Genomic DNA, 25,910 nt, shown 5'->3' with positions numbered 1-25,910 from the left:
TGCGGGCAGAGGTCTCGTCAATCATTGACGTTGATCCAGCCCAGCACCGCGCCCTGCTTCGGGTTGCGGTAGCGCAGCTTCACCCAGCCGTCCTGTTCATCCAGCATTTCCACGCGATCGCCCTGCACGAGGTAACGCTTGGTGCTGGACGCACCGGGCCGGTCGAACAGGAACAGGCGCGCAGGTACCACGGTGGCCTGCTGACCACGCAACGGCCCATCCGGTGGTGCACCCAGGCCATCGGCAATGGCGCTCTCCAGCACACGGCCGGCGGGGTCATAGGTGCGCCAGACCGCCAACGGGCCCTGCTCGTCGGTCTGTTCCCACTGCAGCGCGGCGTTCAATGTGTCGCCCAGCATCAACACGCTCTCGGCGCGGTACAGGTAGAGCTTCGCACCCGCGAACCGGTACTGGTCGGCGTACCACATCGGCCCGCTGCGGCAACTGCTGGTAAGGGTGCGGGTGGCAACGTCCACGCTCAGCCCCATCAGGTCACCGCAACTGTCCTTGCCGTGGGTGTCGGCCTGCAGCACGCGATACGAAGCACTGGCTGGATCGAAGCGGTACACCGTCACCGCTTCATTGACCATGCCCACCGAGGCGCGTGCGACCAGTTCCGGGTAGCCATCGAAATCGACGTCCTCCAGACCCCAGCGCGAATTGCCGTCGGCATCGGCCGCGCCCGCCAGCGTCTGGCGCTTTCCCGACGGCGACAGCTGCACGGCGATGCTGCCATCCTGCTGGGGATCGGCGTGCGCCTGCATGTGCGCGGCCACCTGGAACCGCAGTGTTTCGACGTCGTCGCCACTGGCCTGCGCCGACGGTGCCAGCAATCCCGCCAGCACCAGGCCCAGCACGCATTCCCTGTGTTTCATCATCGCTCCCTGCGGCACCGCGGTGGTGCCTTCAACTCAGAACGATACCTCGACCGGCTGCCGCGACCACAACACCGATTGATGCTTGGTCTGCTGCTTCCACGCCAGGCGGATCGCTTCGATATCGGCGCGGCGCTGCGGGGTGTCCTCGTGCACCACCACCAGCACCTTCGTGCGCAGGCGGTTGGGCGCGGCATCACCGCGGAACAGCCACTGGCCGTAGGCATCGAACACGGTCAGGCCATCCGGGAAGCGCGGGGTCACTTCCTTGTCCAGGAACGTGCGCCACTGCGCCTCGCTGATGGTGTCGGCCTGCGGGCGGTTGCCGGCACCCTGCTCCTCGCCCACGCCGAAGTACAGCTCACTGCGCACCCAGCCATGGCCGGCGGACGGGCGTGCTGCATCGCCCTTCAGTTCGGCGGTGGTGGCCGTGGCATAGGCGCTGGGCGCCTGCGAAGAGAGGCTGGCGCAGCCGCTGGTGGCCAGCAGCACGGCGAAGACGAGGCCAAGGTGTTTCATCGGTACAGCTCCGGGGAAGGGGGACAAGGCGAGCCGGCAGCGTACAGCGCCACCGGCCCGGCGTGCTGATGCCAGCAGGGCATCAGCTCATGCCGGACTGGCAGGGGCTTGCATCGGCACCGGCCATCACGCGAAGATAATATATCGCTTCATCCGGATGGATGTAAGTGAAACTATCTCCCCCTTCCCCGTCGTCGTTGTTGCTGGAGCCCCCATGTCCGCCCGCCTGCCCGCGTCGCCGCTCGGCCTCGCCATCGCCCTCTCGCTTTCCTCCGCCGCCGTCCCGGCCCTGGCCCAGGACGCCACCAACCTGGACACGGTGATCGTCACCGGCACCCGCGCCGCCGACCGCACCGTGCTTGAATCCACCTCGCCAGTGGACGTGCTCACCGCCGAGGACATCCGCAAGGCCGGCGTGGTCAACGGTGAGCTGGGCAGCGCACTGCAGGCGCTGCTGCCGTCGTTCAACTTCCCGCGCCAGTCCAACTCCGGCGGCGCCGACCACGTGCGCGCCGCACAGTTGCGCGGCCTGTCACCGGACCAGGTGCTGGTGCTGGTGAACGGCAAGCGCCGCCACCACACCGCGCTGGTCAACACCGACAGCAAGATCGGCAAGGGCACCACGCCGGTCGACTTCAACTCGATTCCGGTCAGTGCGATCAAGCGCATCGAAGTGCTGCGCGACGGCGCCGGCGCGCTGTACGGATCGGACGCTGTGGCCGGCGTGATCAACGTGATTCTCGACAACGGCGGTGACGGCGGGGAGATCGAGGCCAGCTACGGCGCCAACCACACCGACCTCAAGCCGATCGGCCGCACTCTCACCGACGGCCAGACCGGCAACATCAGCGCCAAGGTCGGCACCTCGCTGGGCGAAGACGGTGGCTTCCTGCGCGTCGGCCTGGAATACAAGCACCGCAACGGCACCAACCGCGCTGGCTTCGACCAGATTCCGCCGTGGGACCAGACCCCGGGCAACCTGGCGCTGCAGGGCAAGCGCAACTACGTGCTGGGCGATGGCAAGAGCAAGGACATCAATCTGTGGCTGAATACCGAGATCCCGGTGGGCCAGACCTCGACGTTCTACGCGTTCGGTACCTTCAACCAGCGGGATACCGAAGGCGCGAACTACTTCCGCTACCCCGATGGCGATGCCAACTGGAAGGAGATCTATCCGAACGGTTACCGGCCGATCTCCGAAGGCGAGAACCGCGACGTGCAGACCGTGGCCGGCGTGCGTGGGCAGTGGGGCGAGTGGAGCTACGACGGCAGCCTGGATTATGGCCAGAACGACTTCACCTACCGCCTGCGCGATTCGCTCAACGCCTCGCTGGGCCCGACCAGCCCGACCCGCTTCAAGACCGCCGATTACGAGTACGCACAGACCGTGGGCAACCTCGACCTGAGCCGCGTGTTCACCCAGAGCGAGAGCATCAGCCACACCCTGGGCCTGGGTGTGGAAGCGCGCCACGAGCGCTACCAGACCCGCCCCGGTGACCCGGCCAGCTACGCGGCCGGCCCGTTCACCGACCGCCCGACCGGTTCGCAGGCCGGTGGCGGCCTGACCCCGCAGGATGCAGCCACCCTGTCGCGTGATGTGGCCAGCGCCTATGCCAGCCTGTCCAGCCAGTTCGGCGAAAAGTTCTCTACCGATCTGGCCGCGCGCTACGAGCACAACGACGATTTCGGCGGTGAACTGACCGGCAAGCTCGGCCTGCGCTACGAATTCACCCCGGCGTTCGCGTTGCGTGGCGCCATCTCCAACAACTTCCGTGCGCCGTCGCTGGCACAGATCGGCTACGAGTCCACCTCCACCGGCTACAACGCTGGCGGCCAGCTGGTGCAGGGCCGTTTGCTGTCGGTCAACAATCCGATCGCGCGTGGCCTGGGTGCGCAGAACCTGAAGCCGGAGAAGTCGATCAACACCTCGCTGGGCTTCACCAGCCGCATCGGCGAGCACTTCGACCTGTCGCTGGACTTCTTCCAGATCGACATCGACGATCGCATCGCGCTTTCGGAGAGCATCACCGGTGATGCGCTGACCGACTATGTGGCGGCCAATTACGGCGTCACCGGCCTGCAGAGCGCCAGCTTCTTCGTCAACGCCGCCGACACCCGCACCCGTGGCGCCGAGCTGGTGACCAACTGGCGCCAGTCGCTGGGCGATGGCCAGCTGCTGCTGACCGGCACCTATGCGTATACCAAGACCACGCTGAAGAACGTGCTGGCCACGCCGGCACAGCTGCGTGCGCTGAACCCGGACTACGTGCTGTTCGGCATCGAAGAAACCAACACGCTGACCGATGCCACGCCGCGTACCCGCGGCAGTTTCTCGGCGGCCTGGAGCAACGACCATTGGTCGCTGAGCACCCGTGTGAACCGCTATGGCAGCGCCACCCGCGTGTTCAACTTCGGTGACGGCTACATCCCGCGCCAGACCTACCAGGCCGAGTGGCAGCTGGACGCGGAAGTGGAGTACCGCATCACTCCGCAGTGGAGCGTGGCCATCGGCGGGCAGAACCTGACCGACAACTACCCGGATCGATCCAACAGCGATATCCACTACTTCGGCAACCTGCCGTACGACGTGCTGTCGCCGATCGGCAGCAACGGCGCCTACTACTACGGCCGCGTTCGCTATACCTTCTGATTGCTCTGGGTGTAATTGCCTTGGGTGGGTGCGGACCGTTGGTCCGCACTGTCTGGGTTCAATGCAGGCTGACCCTTTGTGCCGACCCACGGTCGGCACCCACCGAAGCAAGGCCGTAGCCTGCCCTCGACCCCACGTACACGCCCACGCTGGCAAGCTGGGCGTCATGGCTGAACCGCTCCCCCTGCGTCCGCCACCGCCATTGCTGGACGACGCCTGCGCGTTGTTCCTCGATGTCGACGGCACCCTGATCGAATTCGCTGCGCGCCCGGATGCCGTGCAGCTGCTGCCGGATGTGCGTGAAGCCATCGGCCGCATCAGCGACCGCCTGGAAGGTGCCGTGGCACTGGTCAGTGGTCGCCCGCTTGAACAGCTGGATCAACTGTTCGCTCCCCTGCAACTGCCTGCCGCTGGCCTGCACGGCCATGAACTGCGTGGCCAGGATGGTCGTGTGCTGCGTGACGAACACGATGACGACACCGCCGAGTGGCTGCACGCACTGCACCAGCAGGCGATGCGCTTCGCCCACGGCCATCCCGGCGTGCTGGTGGAAGACAAGGGCGTCGGCCTGGCCCTGCACTGGCGCGGCGCGCCGCATGCCGCCAGCGATGTCCGCGCCTTCGCCGACCGCCACGTGCGTGGCCGTGCCAGCTACCGCCTGCAACCTGGCGACCATGTGGTCGAGTTCGTGCCTGTCGGCACCGACAAGGGCCGTGCCGTGCGCCGGATGATGCAGTACCTGCCCTTCCGCGGCCGCCTGCCGGTGTTCCTCGGTGACGACCTCACCGATGAATTCGGCTTCGACGCCGCCAACGTCCAGCATGGCTGGAGCGTGCTGGTGGGCGAGCGGGAACCGAGCAAGGCGGTGTTCGCGCTGCCCGACATACGCAGCGTGCACGCCTGGCTGCGTGAGAATGCCTATTGACCCGGCCACCCCACGGCCGCAACCGAGATGTACCGCGTGATGACCCAACCCGATCTTGATCTGGGCGTGGTCGGCAACGGCAGCTTCGGCGCCCTGGTCGACAAACGTGCCCGCGTTGTCTGGAGCTGCCTGCCCACCTTCGACGGCGACCCCACCTTCTGTGCCCTGCTCGGTCCCAACCAGCAGACCGGTGGCGACTTCGCCATCGAGTTGGAGGACTTCGCGAGCAGCGAGCAGGAATACCTGACCAACACCGCGATCCTGCGCACCGTCCTGCGCGACGCGCACGGTGGCGAACTGGAAATCCTCGATTTCGCCCCGCGCTGGCGCCAGAACGACCGTTTCTACCGCCCGGTCAGCCTGATCCGCCAGGTGCGTCCGCTGGCCGGCAGTCCGCGCATCACCGTGCGTGCGCGACCACTGGCGGACTGGGGCGCGCGCGTGCCGGAGTCCACCTGGGGCAGCAACCATGTGCGCTGGATCCTGCCCGAGCATGTGCTGCGGCTGACCACCGATGTACCGGTGCGCTTCGTGCGCGACGGCCTGCCGTTCGTACTCAACCATCCCATCCACCTGATCCTGGGCGTGGATGAATCGCTCAACCGCTCGATCAGTGGCTATGTGCAGGAAGCCTTCCAACGCACCCGCGACTACTGGCGCGAATGGGTGCGTTACCTGTCCATTCCGCTGGAATGGCAGGACGCGGTGATCCGCAGTGCGATCACCCTGAAGCTGTGCCAGTACGAGGACAGCGGCGCGATCATCGCGGCAATGACCACCTCCATTCCGGAAGCCCCCGGCAGCGTGCGCAACTGGGACTACCGTTACTGCTGGCTGCGTGATGCCGCGTTCGTGGTGCGCGCACTGAACCGCCTCGGCGCAACACGCACGATGGAGCAGTTCCTCGGCTACATCTTCAACCTGGCCACCACCGACGGCACGCTGCAGCCGCTGTATGGCATCGGCTTCGAAGCCAAGCTGGACGAGGACGAAGTACCCAGCCTGTCCGGCTACCGTGGCATGGGCCCGGTGCGACGCGGCAACCTGGCCTGGGTGCAGCGCCAGCACGATGTGTACGGCAGCGTGGTGCTGGCGTCCACGCAGCTGTTCTTCGACCGGCGCCTGCAGGACCCGGGTGATGCGCACACCTTCGCCCGCCTGGAGCCCCTGGGCGAACAGGCGTTCGCCCTGCATGACGTACCCGATGCCGGCCTGTGGGAATTCCGCGGCCGCACCGAAGTGCATACCTATACCAGCGCGATGTGCTGGGCCGCGTGCGACCGCCTGTGCAAGATCGCCGTGCGCCTGAAGCGTGATGACCGCGCCCGCTACTGGCGCGAGCGCGCCGACACCATCCACGCGCGCATCATGGCCGAATCCTGGAGCGAGGAGCTGGGCCACTTCACCGATACCTTCGGTGGCCATCGGCTGGATGCCTCGCTGCTGCTGCTGGCCGATATCGGCTTCATCGACGCGCTGGATGCGCGCTTCATTGCCACCGTCGATGCCATCGGCCGAGACCTCAAGCATGGCAATTCGCTGTACCGCTATGTCGCGCCGGATGACTTCGGCGAGCCGGAAACCAGCTTCACCATCTGCACCTTCTGGTACATCGATGCGCTGGCAGCAATCGGGCGCATGGACGAAGCACGCGAGATGTTCGAGCTGCTGCTGAAGCAGCGCAACCATCTGGGCCTGCTGTCGGAGGATCTGGCCTTCGACAGTGGCGAGGCCTGGGGCAATTTCCCGCAGACCTATTCGCACGTCGGCCTGATCACCGCCGCGATGCGCCTGTCGCGGTCCTGGCAGGAGGCATCGTGAGTCGCCTGGTCGTGGTATCAAATCGTGTGGCCGTGCCCGGCGAGAACCGCGCAGGCGGCTTGGCGGTCGGCCTGCTGGCCGCCCTGAAGGAGCGCGGCGGCCTGTGGTTCGGCTGGAGCGGCAAGACCGTAAAGGAAGGCAGCGGCACGCTGCACCGGCAGAAGGACGGTGACATCGACTACGTCACCATGGACCTGAGCAAGCGCGAAGTCGACGGCTACTACAATGGTTTCGCCAACCGCACGCTGTGGCCACTGCTGCACTTCCGGCTGGACCTGGTCGACTACGACCGCGGCACCCGCGAGACCTACCACAAGGTCAATGCGCTGTTCGCCGACAAGCTCGCGCCATTGCTGCGAGAGGATGACATCGTCTGGATCCACGACTACCACCTGATCCCGCTCGGCGCACTGCTGCGCGAGCGCGGCATCGGCTGCCGCATCGGCTTTTTCCTGCACATCCCGATGCCGTCGGCCGACCTGCTGCAGGCGATGCCCGACCACCTGCGACTGTTCTCCGCGCTGTACGCCTACGATCTGGTCGGCTTCCAGACCCAGCGCGACGCCGATCGTTTCCAGACCTACCTGCGCCTGTTCGGTGGTGGCCGCGTACTCGACAACGGCGAGCTGGAAGCACCGGGCGGGCGCCGCTTCCGTGCGGCGGCTTTCCCGATCGGCATCGACACCGAGCTGATCGCACGCCAGGCCGGCACCGCCGCCACCAAGGCCGCGGTGAAGAATCTGCGCAACAGCCTGCGTGACCGCCAGCTGGCGATCGGCGTAGATCGCCTGGACTACTCCAAGGGCCTGCCCGAGCGCTTCCTCGGCTTCGAGCGCTATCTTGAGCGCCACCCCGACCAGCGCGGCTCGCTGACCTACCTGCAGATCGCGCCGGTCTCGCGCGGCGACGTCACCGAGTACCGGCAGCTGCGCAGCCAGCTGGAACAGATCGCCGGCCACATCAACGGTGGCCACGCCGAGCCGGACTGGACGCCGCTGCGCTACGTCAACCAGAACTTCACCCATGCCACGCTCACCGGCTTCTACCGGGCGGCGGCGGTCGGGCTGGTCACGCCGCTGCGCGATGGCATGAACCTGGTGGCCAAGGAGTACGTGGCCTCGCAGGACCCGGAGGATCCCGGCGTGCTGGTGCTGTCTCTGCTGGCCGGCGCTGCCGACGAACTGAAGCAGGCACTGCTGGTGAACCCACATGATCTGGACGGCGTGGCCGACGCCATCGCCACGGCAGCGACGATGTCGCTGAGCAGGCGCAAGGAGCGCTGGCACGCGATGATGGACCATCTGCGCACCTACGACATCAACCACTGGCGCCGCAGCTACCTCGACGCGCTGGAAGGCTGAGGGAAAAAGGGGACGGAGGGGATTAAGTCGTTTGTGCACAAACGACTTAATCCCCTCCGTCCCCTTTTTTCTTCAATCCAGGAACCGCGCGGCCTGCTCCGGTGCGGGCAGGTAACAGGCGTCATGCCGCCCGAACCAGCGGTAACGTTTGCGTGCCAGCGCGCGATACGCGGCATCACGCCAGCCGCGCGGCACTGCCCGCAGCACGCCGCTCAAACGCCAGGCGCCGCCCAGCCCCGCCAGCACGCGCAGGATCGCATCGGTATCGGTCCAGGCGCCCTGCGCGTCCAGCAGCAGGAACGACATCGGGTCCTGCGGGTCCAGCCCGTGCGCGCGCAGCATCGCGCTGCCCTGTGCGCCCTGCATCGCCGCAAAGCGATAGCGCCCCCTGCGGTCGAAGCGCAGCAGGAAGCGCACCCAGCGGTTGCACAGCGCGCATACGCCATCGAATACGATCACCGCGCTGCCAACCTCGGCGGCGGCCTCACTGCGGTTCGAGCCAGCCTTCATAGCGGATCAGAGCTCCCACCCAGGGCAGCGTCACATCGACCAGGAAAGTGTAGCGCTCACCCTGCCAGGCTTCGCGGCAACGCACGCCACCAAACCAGCGCCTCGGCAGCGGCAGCAGCCCGAAGGCCCAGACCCGCCGCACAGACCAGTCGATGCCACCTTCGCGGGCCTGCAGATCAAATTCGAAGCGCACCGCGCCCAACTGCTCGCGCAGGTATCCCTCATGCGCCCACAGCCGCGACACCATCGGCCAGCGCCCAAAACGCCGCGCCCACTGCTCGCCCTGCCCGTGTGCCCTGAACGCCACTTCGGTCGGCAGCGCGTCTCCGTCCTTTGGCAACCGTGCCAACGCAGCCAGCAGCGGCACCAGCCAGTGCCACCCCCTCACGATGCGCGCCTGCCCCACGTAGCGGCATGGCAACGGCGCGGCATGCAGCGCCTGCACCGGCGCGGCCAGGGTGGCGAAGGCCGGCCCCAGCACACGTGCGAACAGCGGAGTGGTCAGGGCGCGATCCAGGCCAGGGTTGCCATGCGCCCGGTGCGACGATCGCGCCGGTGCGAATACAGGTCCGGATCGGCCATGGTCGACACCGTGCCGCCATGCACCTGCGCCGGGTCCATGCCCGCCGCCTGCAGGCGCTGGCGGGCCAGCGCGAACAGATCGACCTTCCAGTGACCCGGCCGCGTCGCCACGAACGCCGCTTCGGCCGCCGGATCATGGCCGACGAAGGCGTGGTAGACCTCCTCGCCGATCTCGTAGTCGGCCGGTCCGGCGGCCGGGCCCAGCCAGGCCCGCAGCTGCGCCGGCGGCGTCTGCATGGCGGCCACCGTGGCCTCCAGCATACCGTCGGCCAGGCCACGCCAGCCTGCGTGGGCCGCGCCCACCTCACTGCCATCGGCGGCGGCGAACACCACCGGCAGGCAGTCGGCGGTCAGGATCGCCAGCACCACGCCCGGCACCGAGGTCACCGCGGCATCGGCCACCGGTTCGCTGGCGCCGGGCACCGGCGGCGCGCTGAAGCGCAGCACAGTGCTGCTGTGCACCTGGCGCAGCCAGTGCGGGGCCGACGGCAGCGCCAACCCCTGCTGCAGCAGCTGGCGGTTGTGCTCGACGTTGGCGGGGGTATCACCATCGGCCGCGTGCCGGTTGCCCAGGTTGAACTGCGCGAACGGCGCCGGCGAGATGCCCGCACCGTGCCGGCGCGTGGTCAGCGCATGGACGCCCGGAGGCGCCGGCCAGTCCGCCTGCAGCAAGGGCAGCGCGGCGTCCATCACCAGCGGTCCCGCTCGCGCGCGGCGAAGGCTTCGCTGTCTTCGCGCAGCACCTTCATCAGGTGCAGCATGTCGTCCGGCACCGGCGCGGTGTTGCGCACCGGCTCACCGGTGATCGGGTGCGTGAACTCCAGCGTCTCGGCGTGCAGGGCCTGGCGCTTGAAGCCGCGCAGCGCGGCCACCAGCTCGTCGCTGGCGCCCTTGGGCAGCTTCAATGCACCGCCGTACAGCGGGTCGCCGATGATCGGATGGCGCACGTGCGCCATGTGCACGCGGATCTGGTGGGTACGGCCGGTTTCCAGGCGGCACTCCAGCGCGGTGTGCGCACGGAAGCGCTCGCGCAGGCGGTAATGGGTGATCGCCTCCTTGCCGTCCTCGCGCACGGCCATCTTCAGGCGGTCGCGCGGGTGGCGGTCGATCGGGGCATCAGCGGTACCGCCGGCCACCAGCGCGCCCATCACGATGGCCAGGTACTGGCGGTGCACGTCGCGTGCGGCCAACTGCTCGACCAGCGCGGTCTGCGCTTCCAGGGTCTTGGCCACCACCATCACGCCGCTGGTGTCCTTGTCCAGGCGGTGCACGATGCCCGCGCGCGGCAGTACCGCCACCGAAGGGTCGCGGAACAGCAGGGCATTGACCAGGGTGCCGCTGTGGTTGCCGGCGCCCGGGTGCACCACCAGGCCGACCGGCTTGTTGATCACCAGCAGGTGCTCGTCCTCGAACAGCACGTCCAGCGGGATGTCCTCCGGCTGGGCGTCGGTCTGGGTTTCCAGCACCACGTTGAGGGTCACCACCTCGCCGCCGCGCAGCGGATCGCGCGGACGCACCTGGGCGCCGTCCAGCAGGACCTCACCGGCTTTGATCCACTCGGTCAGGCGCGACCGCGAGTATTCGGGGAACAGTTCGGCCACGACGGCGTCGAAACGGCGGCCGGCAGCGGTGTCGGGGACGATGGCCTGGCGGGCCGATTCAGAGGGTTGTTCAGACATGGCAGGGGGGCATTCTTTGAAATTTTGGGGTCCCGGCGGCCGGTTTCAGTCGCTGGACAGGACACTAGGCTATCATCGACCCTTCGTATTCCAGCCGCGTCCCGCCTCGACCCCATGATCCGACGCTCCGCCATGCTCTCCGCGCCCGTCCGCCTCACCGCCCTGCTGCTGGTGCTGGTCATCGCCGCCACCGGCTGCCACCGTGGTGCCAAGAAGGGCGATCGCCCCGATGAAGGGACGCCGGTCGAACAGTTGTACGAGAAGAGCCACAAGCTGATGCAGGGTGGCAACTGGAGCGGCGCCGAAGCCAGCTTCCGCCGCCTGGTGGCCCAGTATCCGTACGGCCCATACACCGAGCAGGCGATGATCGAGACCGCCTACGCCCAGTACAAGGCCGGCAAGCACGATGACGCGGTGTCCAGCATCGACCGCTTCATCCGTACCTACCCGACCCATCGCAACATCGCGTACCTGTACTACCTGCGCGGCCTGGCCAACTCCAATCGCAGTACGGTTTTCCTTCGTCGCGTATGGTCGCTGGATGCCAGCCGGCGCGATCTGTCCACCCCGCACCAGGCGTATTCGGACTTCAACATCGTGGTGGACCGCTACCCGAACAGCCGGTACGCCGCCGATGCGCGCCAGCGCATGCTGGAGCTGCGTGACGTGTTCGCCCAGCACGAGCTCGACAACGCCCTGTACTACATGCGCCGCGGCGCCTGGGTCTCGGCCGCCGGCCGCGCCAACTACCTGCTGGAAACCTACCCGCAGAGCGCGTTCCAGTACGACGCCGTCGCCGTCCTGGCCGATTCCTACACCCACCTGGGCAACAAGACCCTGGCCGACGACGCCCGCCGCGTCCTGCAGCTGAACCAGCCGGACCACCCGTGGCTGGAAGGCAAGTGGCCGAAGTACCCGTGGATGATCCGCAAGCTGAACCCGTTCGCTGGCGAGAAGTCCGCCAGCACCGGCCAGCGCAACGCGCGACTGGAAAAGAAATAAGAAAAAGGCCCCGCAAGGGGCCTTTTCTTTGTCGGTTATCCACGCCATGCGTGGAGGGTTCGTGCGCCCATGGACCACGACACTAGGAATTCTACGAATCCCCGGCGGATGCGACGCCGGTCCCAATCGGCGCGGGCGAGCCCCTCCACACTGCGGCGCAACGGCCATCCCGGCCGTGAAGGAGCGCCTCATGACCCCACTACCCCGCCGTTTCCGCCCTCTCGCCGGCCTCCTCGCCACTGCCCTGCTGGCGCTGTCCCCGGGCCCCCTGGCCGCCGCACCGGTTGCACCGGGCGACCTGCTGTCTGCTGCCCCCTATCGCGCGTCATGGGTGCCGTCCAAGGCCGCGCAGGCCTACAAGCTGCACTACCGCACCCCGGATCATCGCGGCCAGCTGGCCGAAGGCACCGGCCTGCTGTACCTGCCCGCCGGCGCGGCTCCTGCAGGCGGCTGGCCGGTGGTGTCCTGGGCACATGGCACCCAGGGCATCGCGGATCGCTGTGCGCCCTCGGTGTCCGGCCCCTACCAACCCCAACGCGACGGGCGCTTCCTCGATCAATTCCTGGCGCAGGGCTATGCGGTGGTCGCTGCGGACTACCAGGGCCTTGGCAGTCCAGGTGACCATGCCTATCTGCATGTGCGCACTGCCGCGCGCAACGCCATCGACCTCGTCAAAGCCAGCCGCCAGTACCTGGGCAACGCAGCGTTGTCGCCGCGCTGGGTATCGGTCGGCCATTCGCAGGGTGGCGCCGCCGCGCTCACGGCCGGCCACATCGCCCCCACCTATGGAGGGCCGGCGTTGCACTACCGTGGCAGCTTCACCACCGGTACGCCCACGGCAGTGGAGTTGACCGCGCTGGTGATGAAACCGGACAACCGCAGCCCCAATCCCGGTGCAGTCAACGCGTATCACGCGTATCTGCTCGATGGCCTGCTGCAGGTCGCGCCGCAGATCGACCGCGTCCTCAGCGATGAAGGCCGCGCGCGGGTGGCGGTGGCACGCGAGCAGTGCCTGGGCGAACTGGCCGCCACCCTGGACGGTGCGGATACCGGCAGCATGTTCACTGCAGCGCTGACCAGCGTGCCGGGCATCTGGGCGGTGTTGTACGACTATCTCGGCGTACCGCGCCGCGGCTTCAGCCAACCACTGATGCTGGGCCATGGCAGCGCGGACCGCGATGTGCCCTATCTGACCACGCTGCTGTACGCCGCAGGCCTGGCCCTGCGAGGCGAGCCGGTCGCGTTCCGCCGCTACCCGGTCGACCACCGCGGCACGCTGGACGCAGCGGCGGCGGATGGCCTGGCGTTTGTGCGTGCACGGCTTGAGGACGGCCACTTCAACGACGCTGCGGAAACCGCCGGCCTCGAACAGCTGCTCGGCGAAGCCCGGTAGATCCACGCCATGCGTGGATGATCTTCGACCATCGTGCGGACCAGGGTCCGCACCCACCGGAGAGGGCCAACGGGTTGCCGGCCATCGGCCGGCACTCCCTGTCGTCTTATGGACCGGGCCTCAGCCCTTGTAGCCGTTGCTGATCGGGTAACGACGCTCACGGCCGAACGCCCGGCGCGAGACCTTCGGCCCGGGCGCGGCCTGATGCCGCTTCCACTCGCTGATGCGCACCAGGCGCAGCACGCGGTCGACCACGGTCGCGTCGTAACCGGCCGCCACGATCTCCGTGCGCGACTGCTCCTGGTCGATGTAGCGGTACAGGATGCCATCCAGCACGTCATAGGCCGGCAGCGAATCCTGGTCCAGCTGGTTCTCGCGCAGCTCGGCCGACGGCGGGCGGCTGATCACCGCCGGCGGGATCACCGGTGCGCCGCCCACGGTGTTGCGCCACTTGGACAGCCCGAACACCTCGGTCTTGTAGAGGTCCTTCAACGGCGCATAGCCACCGCACATGTCGCCGTAGATGGTGGCGTAACCAACCGCGTACTCGCTCTTGTTGCCGGTGGTCAGCAGCAGGCCGCCGAACTTGTTGGCCAGCGCCATCAGGATCACGCCACGGCTGCGCGACTGCAGATTCTCTTCGGTCACGTCCGGCGTGGTGCCCTCGAACATCGGCGCCAGCGATTCCATCAGGCCCTTGAACGCCGGCTCGATCGACACCGCCTCCAGCTTCACGCCCAGTGCCTGGCACTGCTCGGCCGCCAGGTCGTTGGAAAGGCCTGCGGTATAGCGCGACGGCAACCGCACGGCGGTGACGTTCTCGGCGCCCATCGCGTCCACGGCCATGGCCAGCACCAGCGCCGAATCGATGCCACCGGACAGGCCCAGCCACACCTTCTTGAAGCCGTTCTTGCGGCAGTAGTCCTGGATGCCACGGGTCACGGCACGCCAGGCCAGCGCGTCCATGCTCTCGTCGCCATCGTCCATCCACACATGCGGCATGAAGCGGCGGGTTTCACCGTCGTACTCCACCACCAGCCACTGGTCGACGAAGGCGGCGGCGGCCGGGTGCACGGTACCGTCGCCATCGGCCACAACCGAGGCGCCATCGAACACCAGCGCGTCCTGGCCACCGACCACGTTGAGGTAGGCAATCGCCACCCCGCTCTCACGGGTGCGCGCGGCCAGCACCGCATCGCGCTGGGCATGCTTGCCGCGCTCGTACGGCGACGCATTCGGCACCACCACCAGCTGCGCGCCGGCGCGCATGGTGTCGGCCAGCGGCTCGGCGAACCACAGGTCCTCGCAGATCAGCAGGCCCACCGGAATACCGTTGACCTCGAACACGCAGCTGCCGCCATCCGGATCGACATCGAAGTAGCGGCGCTCGTCAAACACCGCGTAGTTGGGCAGCTCGCGCTTGCGGTAGGTCTGCTCGACCAGCCCGTCGCGCAGCACGCTGGCAGCGTTGTAGACCACCGCGCCGGCGGCCTGCGGCCAGCCGACCACGGCGGTGATGCCGCGACAGGCGGCAGCGATACGGGTCATCGCCTGCTCGCACTCGTACAGGAAGCCCGGGCGCAGCAGCAGGTCTTCCGGCGGATAGCCGCTCACCGCCAGCTCGGGGAACATCACCAGCTCGGCGCCGTACTCGTCGCGCGCCTGGCCGATCATCTCGATGATGCGCTCGGTGTTGCCGGCGACATCGCCGACCGGGAAGTCGAACTGCGCCATCGCGATGCGGATCGAAGCCATGGGAATCCAGCCTGTGGTTGCAATGCCGCCATTGTAGCGCTGCGCCATGCGCACGCCGGGCGCGCTCACTGCGTGGACAGCCCTGGCTCAGTAGATCCACGCCATGCGTGGATGGGCCGACCAGGCAGCCGCCAGACGCAGAAAAGCCGCCCGAGGGCGGCTTTTCCAAAGCAAGCCGAGCGTGGGCTCGGCTCTACAGAATCGGCTGCCAGAGGCAGTCGTTCTTATTTCACCAGCTTGGCGATGGCAGCGCCCAGGTCGCCCGGCGAGCGGACGGTGACGACACCGGCAGCTTCCATGGCGGCGAACTTGCCTTCGGCCGTGCCCTTGCCGCCCGAGGCGATCGCACCGGCGTGGCCCATGCGCTTGCCGGCCGGAGCCGACGCACCGGCGATGAAACCGACGACCGGCTTCTTCACGTGGTTCTTGATGTACTCGGCGCCGGCTTCTTCGGCGTCACCGCCGATTTCGCCAACCATGATGATGCCTTCGGTCTGCGGGTCTTCGTTGAACAGCTTCAGGCAGTCGACGAAGTTCAGGCCGTTGATCGGGTCACCACCGATGCCGATGCAGGTGGACTGGCCCAGGCCGACTTCGGTGGTCTGCTTGACCGCTTCATAGGTCAGGGTGCCCGAACGCGACACGATGCCGATCTTGCCCGGCTGGTGGATGTGGCCCGGCATGATGCCGATCTTGCACTCACCCGGGGTGATGACGCCCGGGCAGTTCGGCCCGATCAGCACGGTGTCCGGATGCGAACGGGTCAGCACGTTCTTGACGCGCAGCATGTCCAGCACCGGGATGCCTTCGGTGATGCAGACGATGACCTTGATGCCGGCAGCAGCGGCTTCCAGGATCGCGTCGGCCGCGTACGGCGGCGGCACGTAGATGACCGAAGCGTTGGCGCCGGTGCTCTGCACGGCGTCGGCAACGGTGTTGAAGACCGGCAGGTCGATATGGGTGGTGCCACCCTTGCCCGGGGTCACGCCGCCAACAACCTGGGTGCCGTACTCGATCATCTGAGTGGCGTGGAAGGTGCCCTGCTGGCCGGTGAAGCCCTGCACGATCACCTTGGTGTTCTTGTTAATCAAAACAGACATGGGAATTCCTTGGTGTCGAATCAGGCAGCGTTCTTGACAGCTTCAACGATCTTCTTGGCGCCATCGTTGATGTTGTCAGCCGGGATGATGGCCATGCCGCTGTCGCGCAGCAGCTGCTTGCCTTCTTCCACGTTGGTGCCTTCCAGGCGCACCACGACCGGAACCTTGACGCCCACTTCCTTCACGGCGGCGATGATGCCTTCGGCAATCATGTCGCAGCGGACGATGCCGCCGAAGATGTTGACGAAGATGCCTTCAACCTTGTCCGAGGACAGGATCAGCTTGAACGCTTCGATGACGCGCTGCTTGTTGGCACCGCCGCCCACGTCCAGGAAGTTCGCCGGCTCGCCGCCGTTGAGCTTGATGACGTCCATGGTGGCCATGGCCAGGCCGGCGCCGTTCACCATGCAGCCGATGTTGCCGTCCATGGTGACGTAGTTGATGTCCAGCTCCGAAGCGATCACTTCGGTCGGATCTTCCTGGGTCTTGTCGCGCATGGCGACCAGGGCCTTCTGGCGGAACGCGGCGTTGTCGTCGCTGTCGAACTTGCCGTCCAGCGCGTACAGGTTGCCGTCGTCCAGGATGGCCAGCGGGTTGATTTCAACCAGGGCCAGGTCCTTTTCGTTGAACAGGCGGTACAGGTTCACCATGATGCTGGCGAACTGGCCGGCCTGCTTGGCGGTCAGGCCCAGCTTGAAGCCGAAATCACGGCCGTGGTAACCCTGCACGCCTTCGACGAAGTCGACGTTCAGCGAGTGGATCAGCTCCGGGGTTTCAGCAGCGACCTGCTCGATTTCCACGCCGCCTTCCGAAGAGGCGATGTAGGTGATGGTCTTGGTGCCACGGTCGACCAGCACCGACAGGTACAGTTCCTTGACGATCTCGCCGGCGGTGGTCACCAGCACCAGGTTGACCGGCAGTTCAACGCCTGCGGTCTGGTAGGTGGCCATCTTGGTGCCGAGCATCTTGGCCGCAGCGGCCTTCACGTCGTCGGTGGTCTTGCAGAACTTGACGCCGCCAGCCTTGCCGCGGCCGCCAGCGTGGATCTGCGCCTTGACCATCCAGGGGCCCTGGCCCAGGGAGTTGGCAGCGGCAACCGCTTCGTCCGGGGTCGCAGCGACCTTGCCGGCCGGGACCGGGATGCCGTACTCGGCAAGCAGTTGTTTTGACTGGTATTCGTGGAAATTCATGCGTCACCGTGGGAATAGGAACGACCGCACGCAATTCCTCAGGGCCCCGGCGGGGCGCCGGCATGGACCGCGGCGGGCCCACTATTGTGGCCGAGCCAGCGCCGGGGCGCAAAGAAGTCTGTACAAAACGCCAGACCCGGCCAGATTTCCACCGCCATTCAGGCAGTTGCGCCCGGGCCGCCGTTGGCCACCGGTATCCACGGCGGGCCAAATGCGCGATCCGGGCGGCTCCGGCGGCGCCCTGCCGGGGGCCCTATACTGGTCAACCAAGGTGTGTAGTGTCGGGCCTGCCCGGCTGCTTCCACCGCAGGCCACAGAGAAGCGACGTACCCGCCCGGCTTCAGGGGATGCCAGGCAGGACCGCCGCAGATTCCAGACCCAGGCAGCCAGAAGGGGAGTTCCGGCGTGTCACCCAGTGCTTCATTGATCGACCGCATCGAATCGATTCCGCGGCGTGAGCTGTACTTCTTCGCGCTGTACCGGGTGCTGATCGCCGCGGTCATCGCTGGCCTGCTCTACAGCCCCCTGTCCGGCATGGTCGGCGAGGCCCATCACCCGCGCCTGGCCGATACCGTCGCGGCCATCTATCTGCTGCTGTCGCTGCTGGCCCTGGCGATCGGCCGCAACGAACGCTGGCTGCGCCCGATCGTGGTCAGCAGCGTGCTGGTGGACATCATCGCCGCCACCCTGCTGGCGCATGCCCTGCCCGGTGCCAGCGCCGGCATCTCGATGTCGCTGCTGTTCAACATCGCCGCTGCCGCCACCCTGCTGCCATTGAGCTGGGGCCTGGGCCTGGCAATCGTCGCCAGCCTGGCCACCGGTACCGAATACCTCTGGAAGGTGCTCGAAGGCGGCGACCCCACCCGCACGCTGGCCGAGCTGGCCATGTTCGCCACCAGCTACCTGGCGTTGGCCTTCATCAGCTACCAGGTAGGCAACCGCGCGCGCCGCAACCAGCAGCTGGCCAACCAGCGCGGCGACGAAGTGGCCAACCTGTTCCAGATCAACGAACTGATCATCCGCCGCATGCGCACCGGCGTGCTGGTGGTGGACGCCGACAACCGCATCACCCTGGCCAATGAAGCGGCCTCGATGCTGCTCGGCGACAACGACGGCATCGGTGAGACAGGACGCCTGGATCTGGCCAGTGCCGCGCCGGAACTGGCGCGCCGCCTGCAGCGCTGGCGCAACGGCTGGGCGCAGGACGAACTGCCGCTGCAACTCAACCCCGACCAGCCCGAAGTGCAACCACGCTTCGCCCGCCTGCTGGCCGGCAGCGAGCTGGCCCTGGTGTTCCTGGACGATTCCAGCGTGGTGTCCCGGCGCGCCGAATCGCTCACCCTGTCGGCAATGGGCCGCTTCTCGGCCAGCCTTGCCCATGAAATCCGCAACCCGCTGGCGGCAATCAACTACGCCGTGCAGCTGCTGGAGGAAGGCACCGGCTTCAACGAAAGTGACCGCCGCCTGCTGCAGATCATCCGCCAGCAATGCCAGCGCACCAACGGCATCGTCGAGAGCGTGCTGGGGCTGGCACGGCGCGAACGCGCCACGCCCGAGAACGTGGACCTGGTCGCCTTCGTGCGCCGCTTCGTGCTGGAGTACAAGCAGGGCCAGACGCTGGAGACCGACAGCATCGAACCGATCATCAGCGACACGGCGGTGATGGCGCAGGTCGATACCAAGCACCTGTACCAGGTGCTCACCGTGCTGGTGCACAACGCATTGAAGTACGGCCGCATCGGCCAGCAGCCGGCGCGGGTGCGCCTGCGCGTGGCACAACACGAACGCAGCGCGGTGATCGACGTGATGGACCGTGGCCCCGGCATTCCCGAGAGTGTGGCCGCACAGCTGTTCCGTCCGTTCTTCACCACCTCCGAGCACGGCACCGGGCTGGGCCTGTATATCGCCCGCGAGTTGTGCCGCGCCAACCAGGCACGGCTCGACTACATCCCGGTGCCGGCAGGCGGCTCCTGCTTCCGCCTGGTGCTGCCCGGCCCGCACACGCTGTTGCCCACCTGATCCCCAATCTGTGCGTCAAACATTTGTCGCTTCCAGCCCCCTCGTTTATCTTTCACGCCCATGAACGAAACCCGCAGCGCCCTCGTCGTCGACGATGAACGCGACATCCGCGAACTGCTGGTACTGACCCTCGGCCGCATGGGGCTGCGCATCAGTACCGCCGCCAACCTGGCCGAAGCACGCGAGCTGCTGGCCAGCAATCCGTACGACCTGTGCATCACCGACATGCGCCTGCCGGATGGCAACGGCATCGAGCTGGTCAGCGAAATCGCCCAGCACTACCCGCGCACGCCGGTGGCGATGATCACCGCCTTCGGCAGCATGGACCTGGCCGTGGAAGCGCTGAAAGCCGGCGCCTTCGACTTCGTCAGCAAGCCGGTGGACATCTCGGTGCTGCGTGGCCTGGTCAAGCACGCGCTGGAACTCAACAACACCGAACGCCCTGCGCCCGGCCCCGCCACCGAACAGGCTGCACGCCTGCTGGGCGCTTCGCCGGCCATGGACGTGTTGCGCACCACCATCGGCAAGGTCGCGCGCAGCCAGGCGCCGGTCTACATCCTCGGTGAATCCGGGGTTGGCAAGGAACTGGTCGCTCGCACCATCCACGCCCAGGGCGCGCGTGCGGCCGGCCCGTTCGTACCGGTCAACTGCGGCGCCATTCCCGGCGAGCTGATGGAGAGCGAATTCTTCGGCCACCGCAAAGGCAGCTTCAGCGGCGCGCATGCCGACAAGCCCGGCCTGTTCCAGGCGGCGCACGGCGGCACCCTGTTCCTGGACGAAGTGGCCGAGCTGCCGCTGCAGATGCAGGTGAAGCTGCTGCGCGCGATCCAGGAGAAGTCGGTGCGCGCGGTCGGTGCGGCCAACGAAGAGCCGGTGGACGTACGCATCCTCTCTGCCACCCACAAGGACCTGGCCGAGCTGGTCGAAGACGGGCGCTTCCGCCACGACCTGTACTACCGCATCAACGTGATCGAACTGAAGGTGCCGCCGCTGCGCGAGCGCCGCCAGGACCTGCCGGAGCTGGCGGCCGCCGTGCTGGCGCGGCTGGCCCGCAGCCACGGCCGTGCCACCCCGCTGCTGGCGCCGTCGGCGCTGGAGGCGCTGGACCACTATGCGTTCCCGGGCAATGTGCGCGAGCTGGAGAACATTCTGGAACGCGCGCTGGCACTGGCCGAAGAAGACCGCATCGGTGCCGACGACCTGCGCCTGCCGCAGCACGCCCCACGTGCGCCCGGCGGCGCAGCTCCGGCCGAAGCCGTGGCCGACCTGCAGCCCGGCAGCGCCGCCCTGCCCTCGTACATCGAGCAGCTGGAACGCAGCGCCATCCAGCGCGCGCTGGAAGAGAACCGCTGGAACAAGACCCGGACCGCCGCGCAGCTGGGCATCACCTTCCGCGCGCTGCGCTACAAGCTGAAGAAGCTGGGGATGGAGTAGAGCCGAGCCCATGCTCGGCTGCGCGGTGTTCGCCGCCGCGCCATCCACGCATGGCGTGGATCTACTGTAGAGCCGAGCCCACGCTCGGCTGCTCTTCGGGCCATCAGCCGAGCATAGGCTCGGCTCTACCTCAATCCTTGGTCACGCGATTGATCTCGGCCAGGCTGGTCACACCCGCGGCGGCCTTCTTCAACGCCGACTGCCGCAGGTCATTCACCCCGATCTGCTGCGCCGCCTCGGCAATCTGCAGCGCATTGCCACCGGCCAGCACGATGGTGGCGATCTCGTCGGTCATCGGCATCACCTGGTAGATACCGGTTCGGCCCTTGTAGCCTTCGGTGCACTCATCGCAGCCCACCGCCTCGTACAGCTGGATGCCCGCATCCAGCTGCGCCTGGGTGAAGCCCTCGGCCAGCAGCGCATGCTCCGGCAGGTTGGCCGGGCGCTTGCAGTTGCCGCACAACCGGCGTGCCAGGCGCTGCGCGATCACCAGCGTCACCGAGCTGGTGATGTTGTACGGGGCGATACCCATGTTCATCAGGCGCGCGATGGTCTGCGGCGCATCGTTGGTATGCAGCGTGGACAGCACCATGTGGCCGGTCTGCGCCGCCTTGATCGCAATCTCCGCCGTCTCCAGGTCGCGGATTTCGCCGACCATGATGATGTCCGGATCCTGTCGCAGGAACGAGCGCAGCGCCGCAGCGAAGGTCATGCCGCGCTTGTTGTTCTGCTGCACCTGGTTCACACCGGGCAGGCGGATTTCCACCGGGTCTTCGGCGGTGGAGATGTTGCGCGTCTCGTCGTTGAGGATGCCCAGCGCGGTATACAGCGACACGGTCTTGCCCGAACCGGTCGGGCCGGTCACCAGCACCATGCCGTACGGCTTGTGGATGGCGTCGTGGAACAGCTTCTGCTGGTCCGGTTCGTAGCCCAGCTTGTCGATACCCAGCTTGGCCGCACTGCCATCCAGGATACGCAGCACCACCTTTTCACCGAACAGGGTCGGCAGCGTGCTCACGCGGAAGTCGATCTGCTTGGTCTTGGACAGGTTCAGCTTGATGCGCCCGTCCTGCGGCACGCGCTTCTCGGCGATATCCAGCTGCGCCATCACCTTCAGGCGCGCAGCGATGCGCTGGTTCAACTTCACCGGCGCACGCGCCACCATCTTCAGCAGGCCGTCGATGCGCAGGCGCACGCGGTAATCGTCTTCGTAGGGCTCGAAGTGGATGTCCGATGCGCCCTTGCGGATCGCATCGACCAGCACCTTGTTGACGAACTTCACCACCGGGGTGTCGTCGCCCTTGGCGTCGATGCCGGAGTCGCCACCCGCGTTGTCTTCGTCGCCCAGGCCAACGTCGAGGTTGGCCATGCCCTCGTCGTCGCCGCCCAGCGCATCGCCGATGGTGTCGTGGCTGGCGTGCCACTGCTCCAGCGTCCGGCGGATCTGGTCTTCATCAACCAGGATCGGTTCCACCACCAGATTGGTGTGGAACTTGATCTCGTCCAGCGCATGGGTCGGATTGCTGGTACCCACGAACAGCTTGCCGCCGCGTTTGAACAGCGGCAGCACGTTGTGCTTGCGCAGCAGTTCCTCGCTGACCAGGCTCATCGCGTTCTGGCTGGCATCGAAGGTGGACACGTCGAACAAGGGCATGCCGAACTCGACCGCGTTGGCGGCGGCGAGCTGCGAGGCACTGACCAGCTTGTTCTGCGCGAACCAGGTTGGCAGCGGCTGGCGAGCGGCGGCGGCCTTGGCCATGGCGTCGCGGGCGGAAGCCTCGTCCAAGGCGCCGTCCTGGACCAGACGGCGGGCCAGGCCGGTGATGCCGACGAGGTTTGGGGGGGAAGGAGTACTCATATTTTCCTCAAAGCCCTCAGTCTGGAACAATCAAGCGTAGGTTCCTGAAAGCACTTTCAGGAATTCACCTCTGACGTTTTAGGTCCCAGTCACAATAGGTGCAATTAAATACTGCTCAATTGACGTTTTCGCCATTCATCGCCACTTGAAAATACCGATTTATGTCGAGAAAGAGGATCTTAGTGCTATGCCGGGACTTTAGATCGACGGCGCACAGCAGAATGGCTATGCCCAAAAAAGAACAGGGAGCCAACGGCTCCCTGTTCCTAGAACGCGGTACCAATTACCGGATCACTCCTTGGTTTCTTCTTCGCCAGCAGCTGCCTGGCAAGAACCCGGACGATACTTGGCATCGATCGAACCGCCGCAGCTCCAGCTCGGCACAACGCCATTCTTTCCGTCACCGGACGGAGTCAGCGTAATGGTCTTCTTATCGATGAGGTCGTCGCCAACGCCCTTGGCAGTAGCAACGATGGACTTACCATTCCATTCCAGCTTATCCACGTACTGAGTCTGCTGGAAGTCCGGCTTCCAAGTTGTCGGCGGCAGCGAATTGTTGCTGGCCACGTATTCCGACACGTCGGTACGCAGTGAAGAAGCCGCCAGGATCACTTCCGAGACCTTGGCCTTCTTGGTGTAGTTCGAGTACGCCGGCAGCGCGATGGCAGCCAGGATGGCGATGATCGCAACGACGATCATCAGTTCGATCAGGGTGAAGCCCTTCTGGTTCTTCATGGTGGTACATCCCCAAGATAAGTGGTGGTTGATGTCGGGGGTGGCTGCCGGCCGGCCAGATGACCGGATGAGCAGGCTGCCCTTCCCCGCGGGTGGATCAACGCAGGTTACGTGCCAATCTCCCATGGCAGCGTCTCCCCGATTTCCCCGCGCCAATGATGGCAGCAATTTCGCGGATGGGAACCCCCCAGAAGCGAATCTGCGATGGACGCGGCAATGTGACGCGGTACGTCACCTTTCGTCTCGTCAGGTCGAAAACCCTGCGCGGCGTCACGCCAGCAGGCTCCCCGGACGGCCCTGAACCGGCTACCATCGCCGGTCAGGATGCCCGCCTGGGGATGGCGGGCCTTGGGGAGCCAACATGTCTGTCAGTCGCAGTGCGATCAAGAAAGAGCCCGTGGCGCGTAGCACCATGGAGCTGCAGCCGTTTGTCTGGGAGGGGACCGACAAGCGGGGTATCAAGATGAAGGGTGAGCAGTTGGCGAAGAACGCCAATCTGCTGCGCGCCGAACTACGCAAGCAGGGGATCAATCCCGGCCAGGTCAAGCCGAAGCCGAAGCCACTGTTCGGCGCGGCCGGTAAGCCCGTGGGCGCTAAGGACATTGCGTTCTTCAGCCGACAGATGGCCACGATGATGAAATCCGGCGTGCCGATCGTGTCGGCGCTGGAAATCATCGGCAGCGGGCACAAGAATCCGCGCATGAAGAAGATGGTGGACGGGATCCGCGCCGACATCGAGGGCGGCTCTTCGCTGAACGAGGCGATCAGCCGCTACCCTGTCCAGTTCGACGAGCTTTACCGCAACCTGGTGCGCGCCGGTGAAAGCGCCGGTGTGCTGGAAACGGTGCTGGACACGATCGCTTCCTACAAGGAGAACATCGAAGCACTGAAGGGCAAGATCAAGAAGGCGCTGTTCTACCCGGCCATGGTATTGGTGGTGGCTTTCCTGGTCAGCACTGTCCTGCTGGTCTGGGTGGTGCCGCAGTTCGAGGAGGTCTTCAAGAGCTTCGGTGCCGACCTTCCGGCCTTCACCCAGATGGTGGTCAACCTATCCCGGTTCATGGTGTCGTGGTGGTGGCTGATAGCCATCGTCGTGATCGGATCGGTGGTGGCCATCGCCATGACCTACCGGCGCTCGGAGAAAATGCAGCATACGGTCGATCGGCTGGTGCTGAAGGTGCCGGTGATCGGCCAGATCATGCATAACAGCTCGATCGCCCGATTTGCCCGGACCACGGCGGTGACCTTCAAGGCCGGCGTGCCGCTGGTGGAGGCGTTGGGTATCGTGGCTGGCGCCACCGGCAACAAGGTCTATGGCGAGGCGGTACTGCGGATGCGCGACGACGTCTCGGTGGGCTACCCGGTCAACATGGCCATGAAGCAGCTGAACCTGTTCCCGCACATGGTCATCCAGATGACCGGCATCGGCGAAGAGGCGGGCGCCCTGGACGCCATGCTGTTCAAGGTGGCTGAATACTACGAGCAGGAAGTGAACAATGCCGTGGATGCCTTGAGCAGCCTGCTGGAACCGATGATCATGGTGTTCATTGGTACCATTGTCGGTGGCTTGGTCATCGCGATGTACCTGCCCATCTTCAAACTCGGCGCCGTCGTCGGCTAAAGGTATCAATGGCATTTCTCGACCAGCACCCCGGCCTCGGCTACCCCGCCGCGGCCGCCCTGGGACTGCTGCTGGGCAGTTTCCTGAACGTGGTCATCCTGCGGCTGCCCAAGCGGCTGGAGTGGCAGTGGAAGCGCGATGCGCGCGAAGTCCTGGAGGAACCGGACTTCTACGAGCCCCCGCCACCGGGGATCGTGGTGGAACCGTCGCACTGCCCCCACTGCAAGCACAAGCTGAGCTGGTACGAGAACATCCCGCTGTTCAGCTGGATCATCCAGGGCGGCAAGTGCCGACACTGCAAGGCGCCGATCTCGCTGCAGTACCCGCTGGTGGAGGCCCTGACCTCGGTACTGGTGCTGGCCTGCGTCTGGCAGTTCGGCTTCGGCTGGCAGGGCTTCGGTGCCATCGTGCTGACCTGCTTCCTGATCGCGTTGTCCGGCATCGACCTGCGCACGCAGCTGCTGCCCGACCAGCTCACCCTGCCGCTGATGTGGCTGGGGCTGATAGGCAGCATCGACAACCTGTACATGCCGGCCAAGCCCGCCCTGGTGGGTGCGGCGGTGGGTTACCTGTCGCTGTGGACGGTCTGGTGGCTGTTCAAGCAGCTGACCGGCAAGGAAGGCATGGGCCACGGCGATTTCAAGCTGCTGGCGGCCCTGGGCGCTTGGTGCGGGCTGAAGGGCATCCTGCCGATCATCCTGTTGTCGTCGGTGCTGGGCGCCATCATCGGCTCGATCTGGCTGTACAGCCGCGGCCGTGACCGCGCCACGCCCATCCCGTTCGGGCCGTATCTGGCCATTGCCGGCTGGCTCTACTTCATGTGGGGTGCGCCACTGGTGGAGCAGTACCTGGTAATGAGCGGGCTGCGCTGAGGGGAGTCC

21 protein-coding genes are annotated in these 25,910 nt (G+C 66.3%); 10 read left to right on the top strand and 11 right to left on the bottom strand.

What is annotated here, in order from left to right:
- Positions 1 to 17: 17 nt before the first annotated feature.
- Positions 18 to 875 carry an SH3 domain-containing protein gene (locus RI032_RS13350; RefSeq protein WP_322547130.1) on the bottom strand — a complete coding sequence of 286 codons (858 nt, stop codon included), beginning with the start codon at positions 873 to 875 and terminating at the stop codon, positions 18 to 20.
- Positions 876 to 911: 36 nt separating this feature from the next.
- Positions 912 to 1,394 carry a DUF3574 domain-containing protein gene (locus tag RI032_RS13345; RefSeq protein WP_322547129.1) on the bottom strand — a complete coding sequence of 161 codons (483 nt, stop codon included), beginning with the start codon at positions 1,392 to 1,394 and terminating at the stop codon, positions 912 to 914.
- A gap of 214 nt (positions 1,395 to 1,608) precedes the next feature.
- Between RI032_RS13345 and RI032_RS13340 the strand changes: the two genes are divergently transcribed.
- The 4 genes from RI032_RS13340 (at position 1,609) to otsA (ending at position 8,151) form a co-directional block, all read left to right on the top strand.
- Positions 1,609 to 4,044: a TonB-dependent receptor plug domain-containing protein gene (locus RI032_RS13340; protein ID WP_322547128.1), complete on the top strand. Its 2,436-nt coding sequence runs from the start codon at positions 1,609 to 1,611 to the stop codon at positions 4,042 to 4,044.
- Between the two features lie 166 nt (positions 4,045 to 4,210).
- Entirely contained in the window at positions 4,211 to 4,969 is a 759-nt protein-coding gene (gene otsB / locus RI032_RS13335) for a trehalose-phosphatase (RefSeq protein ID WP_010481547.1), read from the top strand.
- A 39-nt stretch (positions 4,970 to 5,008) separates the two neighbouring features.
- A complete protein-coding gene (locus RI032_RS13330) occupies positions 5,009 to 6,790 on the top strand; it encodes a glycoside hydrolase family 15 protein (protein WP_029550881.1) in 1,782 nt (593 codons plus the stop codon).
- The gene (otsA, locus tag RI032_RS13325; RefSeq protein WP_043402878.1) at positions 6,787 to 8,151 is read left to right on the top strand and encodes an alpha,alpha-trehalose-phosphate synthase (UDP-forming); all 1,365 of its coding nucleotides are present in this window, start codon (positions 6,787 to 6,789) and stop codon (positions 8,149 to 8,151) included. The genes RI032_RS13330 and otsA overlap by 4 nt, the downstream gene beginning before the upstream one ends.
- 72 nt (positions 8,152 to 8,223) lie before the next feature.
- Here otsA and RI032_RS13320 read toward each other — a convergent pair whose 3' ends face one another.
- The 4 genes from RI032_RS13320 to rluD are packed head-to-tail and all read right to left on the bottom strand — an operon-like array spanning position 8,224 to position 10,922.
- Positions 8,224 to 8,661 carry a thiol-disulfide oxidoreductase DCC family protein gene (locus RI032_RS13320; RefSeq protein ID WP_322547127.1) on the bottom strand — a complete coding sequence of 146 codons (438 nt, stop codon included), beginning with the start codon at positions 8,659 to 8,661 and terminating at the stop codon, positions 8,224 to 8,226.
- Entirely contained in the window at positions 8,636 to 9,142 is a 507-nt protein-coding gene (locus RI032_RS13315) for a DUF4166 domain-containing protein (RefSeq protein ID WP_019338720.1), read from the bottom strand. Before RI032_RS13315 ends, RI032_RS13320 begins: the two co-directional genes overlap by 26 nt.
- Before the next feature lie 20 nt (positions 9,143 to 9,162).
- A complete protein-coding gene (pgeF, locus tag RI032_RS13310; RefSeq protein WP_057504401.1) occupies positions 9,163 to 9,933 on the bottom strand; it encodes a peptidoglycan editing factor PgeF in 771 nt (256 codons plus the stop codon).
- On the bottom strand, positions 9,933 to 10,922 hold the full coding sequence (rluD, locus tag RI032_RS13305; RefSeq protein WP_010481528.1) for a 23S rRNA pseudouridine(1911/1915/1917) synthase RluD: 990 nt from the start codon (positions 10,920 to 10,922) through the stop codon (positions 9,933 to 9,935). The genes pgeF and rluD overlap by 1 nt, the downstream gene beginning before the upstream one ends.
- 114 nt (positions 10,923 to 11,036) lie before the next feature.
- Here rluD and RI032_RS13300 point away from each other — a divergent pair, with 114 nt between their 5' ends.
- Entirely contained in the window at positions 11,037 to 11,924 is an 888-nt protein-coding gene (locus RI032_RS13300) for an outer membrane protein assembly factor BamD (RefSeq protein WP_029379759.1), read from the top strand.
- A 190-nt stretch (positions 11,925 to 12,114) separates the two neighbouring features.
- The gene (locus RI032_RS13295; protein ID WP_322547125.1) at positions 12,115 to 13,317 is read left to right on the top strand and encodes a lipase family protein; all 1,203 of its coding nucleotides are present in this window, start codon (positions 12,115 to 12,117) and stop codon (positions 13,315 to 13,317) included.
- 120 nt (positions 13,318 to 13,437) lie between these two features.
- On the opposite strand, the gene RI032_RS13290 is transcribed toward RI032_RS13295, so the two are convergent.
- The 3 genes from RI032_RS13290 to sucC all read right to left on the bottom strand — a co-directional run bounded on the left by RI032_RS13290 (position 13,438) and on the right by sucC (position 17,362).
- Positions 13,438 to 15,072 (bottom strand): NAD+ synthase, encoded by a 1,635-nt coding sequence (locus tag RI032_RS13290; RefSeq protein WP_322547124.1) that lies wholly within the window; start codon positions 15,070 to 15,072, stop codon positions 13,438 to 13,440.
- 224 nt (positions 15,073 to 15,296) lie between these two features.
- Entirely contained in the window at positions 15,297 to 16,172 is an 876-nt protein-coding gene (sucD, locus tag RI032_RS13285; RefSeq protein WP_005410793.1) for a succinate--CoA ligase subunit alpha, read from the bottom strand.
- Between the two features lie 20 nt (positions 16,173 to 16,192).
- Complete coding sequence (gene sucC, locus RI032_RS13280; protein WP_004154430.1) at positions 16,193 to 17,362, bottom strand: ADP-forming succinate--CoA ligase subunit beta; 1,170 nt, start codon at positions 17,360 to 17,362, stop codon at positions 16,193 to 16,195.
- A gap of 405 nt (positions 17,363 to 17,767) precedes the next feature.
- Here sucC and RI032_RS13275 point away from each other — a divergent pair, with 405 nt between their 5' ends.
- Both RI032_RS13275 and RI032_RS13270 read left to right on the top strand, forming a co-directional pair.
- Positions 17,768 to 19,381, top strand: a complete 1,614-nt coding sequence (locus tag RI032_RS13275) for a sensor histidine kinase (RefSeq protein ID WP_019336430.1) — start codon at positions 17,768 to 17,770, stop codon at positions 19,379 to 19,381.
- Positions 19,382 to 19,441: 60 nt separating this feature from the next.
- Positions 19,442 to 20,815: a sigma-54-dependent transcriptional regulator gene (locus tag RI032_RS13270; RefSeq protein WP_322547123.1), complete on the top strand. Its 1,374-nt coding sequence runs from the start codon at positions 19,442 to 19,444 to the stop codon at positions 20,813 to 20,815.
- A 130-nt stretch (positions 20,816 to 20,945) separates the two neighbouring features.
- Here the strand turns inward: RI032_RS13270 and pilB are convergent, their stop codons facing one another.
- Both pilB and RI032_RS13260 read right to left on the bottom strand, forming a co-directional pair.
- Positions 20,946 to 22,673 (bottom strand): type IV-A pilus assembly ATPase PilB, encoded by a 1,728-nt coding sequence (gene pilB / locus RI032_RS13265; RefSeq protein ID WP_322547122.1) that lies wholly within the window; start codon positions 22,671 to 22,673, stop codon positions 20,946 to 20,948.
- Positions 22,674 to 22,964: 291 nt separating this feature from the next.
- Positions 22,965 to 23,408 carry a pilin gene (locus RI032_RS13260; RefSeq protein ID WP_322547121.1) on the bottom strand — a complete coding sequence of 148 codons (444 nt, stop codon included), beginning with the start codon at positions 23,406 to 23,408 and terminating at the stop codon, positions 22,965 to 22,967.
- Positions 23,409 to 23,769: 361 nt separating this feature from the next.
- On the opposite strand from RI032_RS13260, the gene RI032_RS13255 reads away from it, so the two are divergent.
- Both RI032_RS13255 and RI032_RS13250 read left to right on the top strand, forming a co-directional pair.
- Entirely contained in the window at positions 23,770 to 25,029 is a 1,260-nt protein-coding gene (locus tag RI032_RS13255; protein WP_322547120.1) for a type II secretion system F family protein, read from the top strand.
- An 8-nt stretch (positions 25,030 to 25,037) separates the two neighbouring features.
- Positions 25,038 to 25,901 (top strand): prepilin peptidase, encoded by an 864-nt coding sequence (locus RI032_RS13250; protein WP_032128827.1) that lies wholly within the window; start codon positions 25,038 to 25,040, stop codon positions 25,899 to 25,901.
- The last annotated feature ends 9 nt before the right edge of the window (positions 25,902 to 25,910 follow it).

Origin of the sequence: Stenotrophomonas geniculata, assembly GCF_034508895.1 — a bacterium.
GTDB classification, from domain to species: domain Bacteria; phylum Pseudomonadota; class Gammaproteobacteria; order Xanthomonadales; family Xanthomonadaceae; genus Stenotrophomonas; species Stenotrophomonas geniculata.
This window is presented reverse-complemented; position numbering and strand designations above follow the sequence as displayed.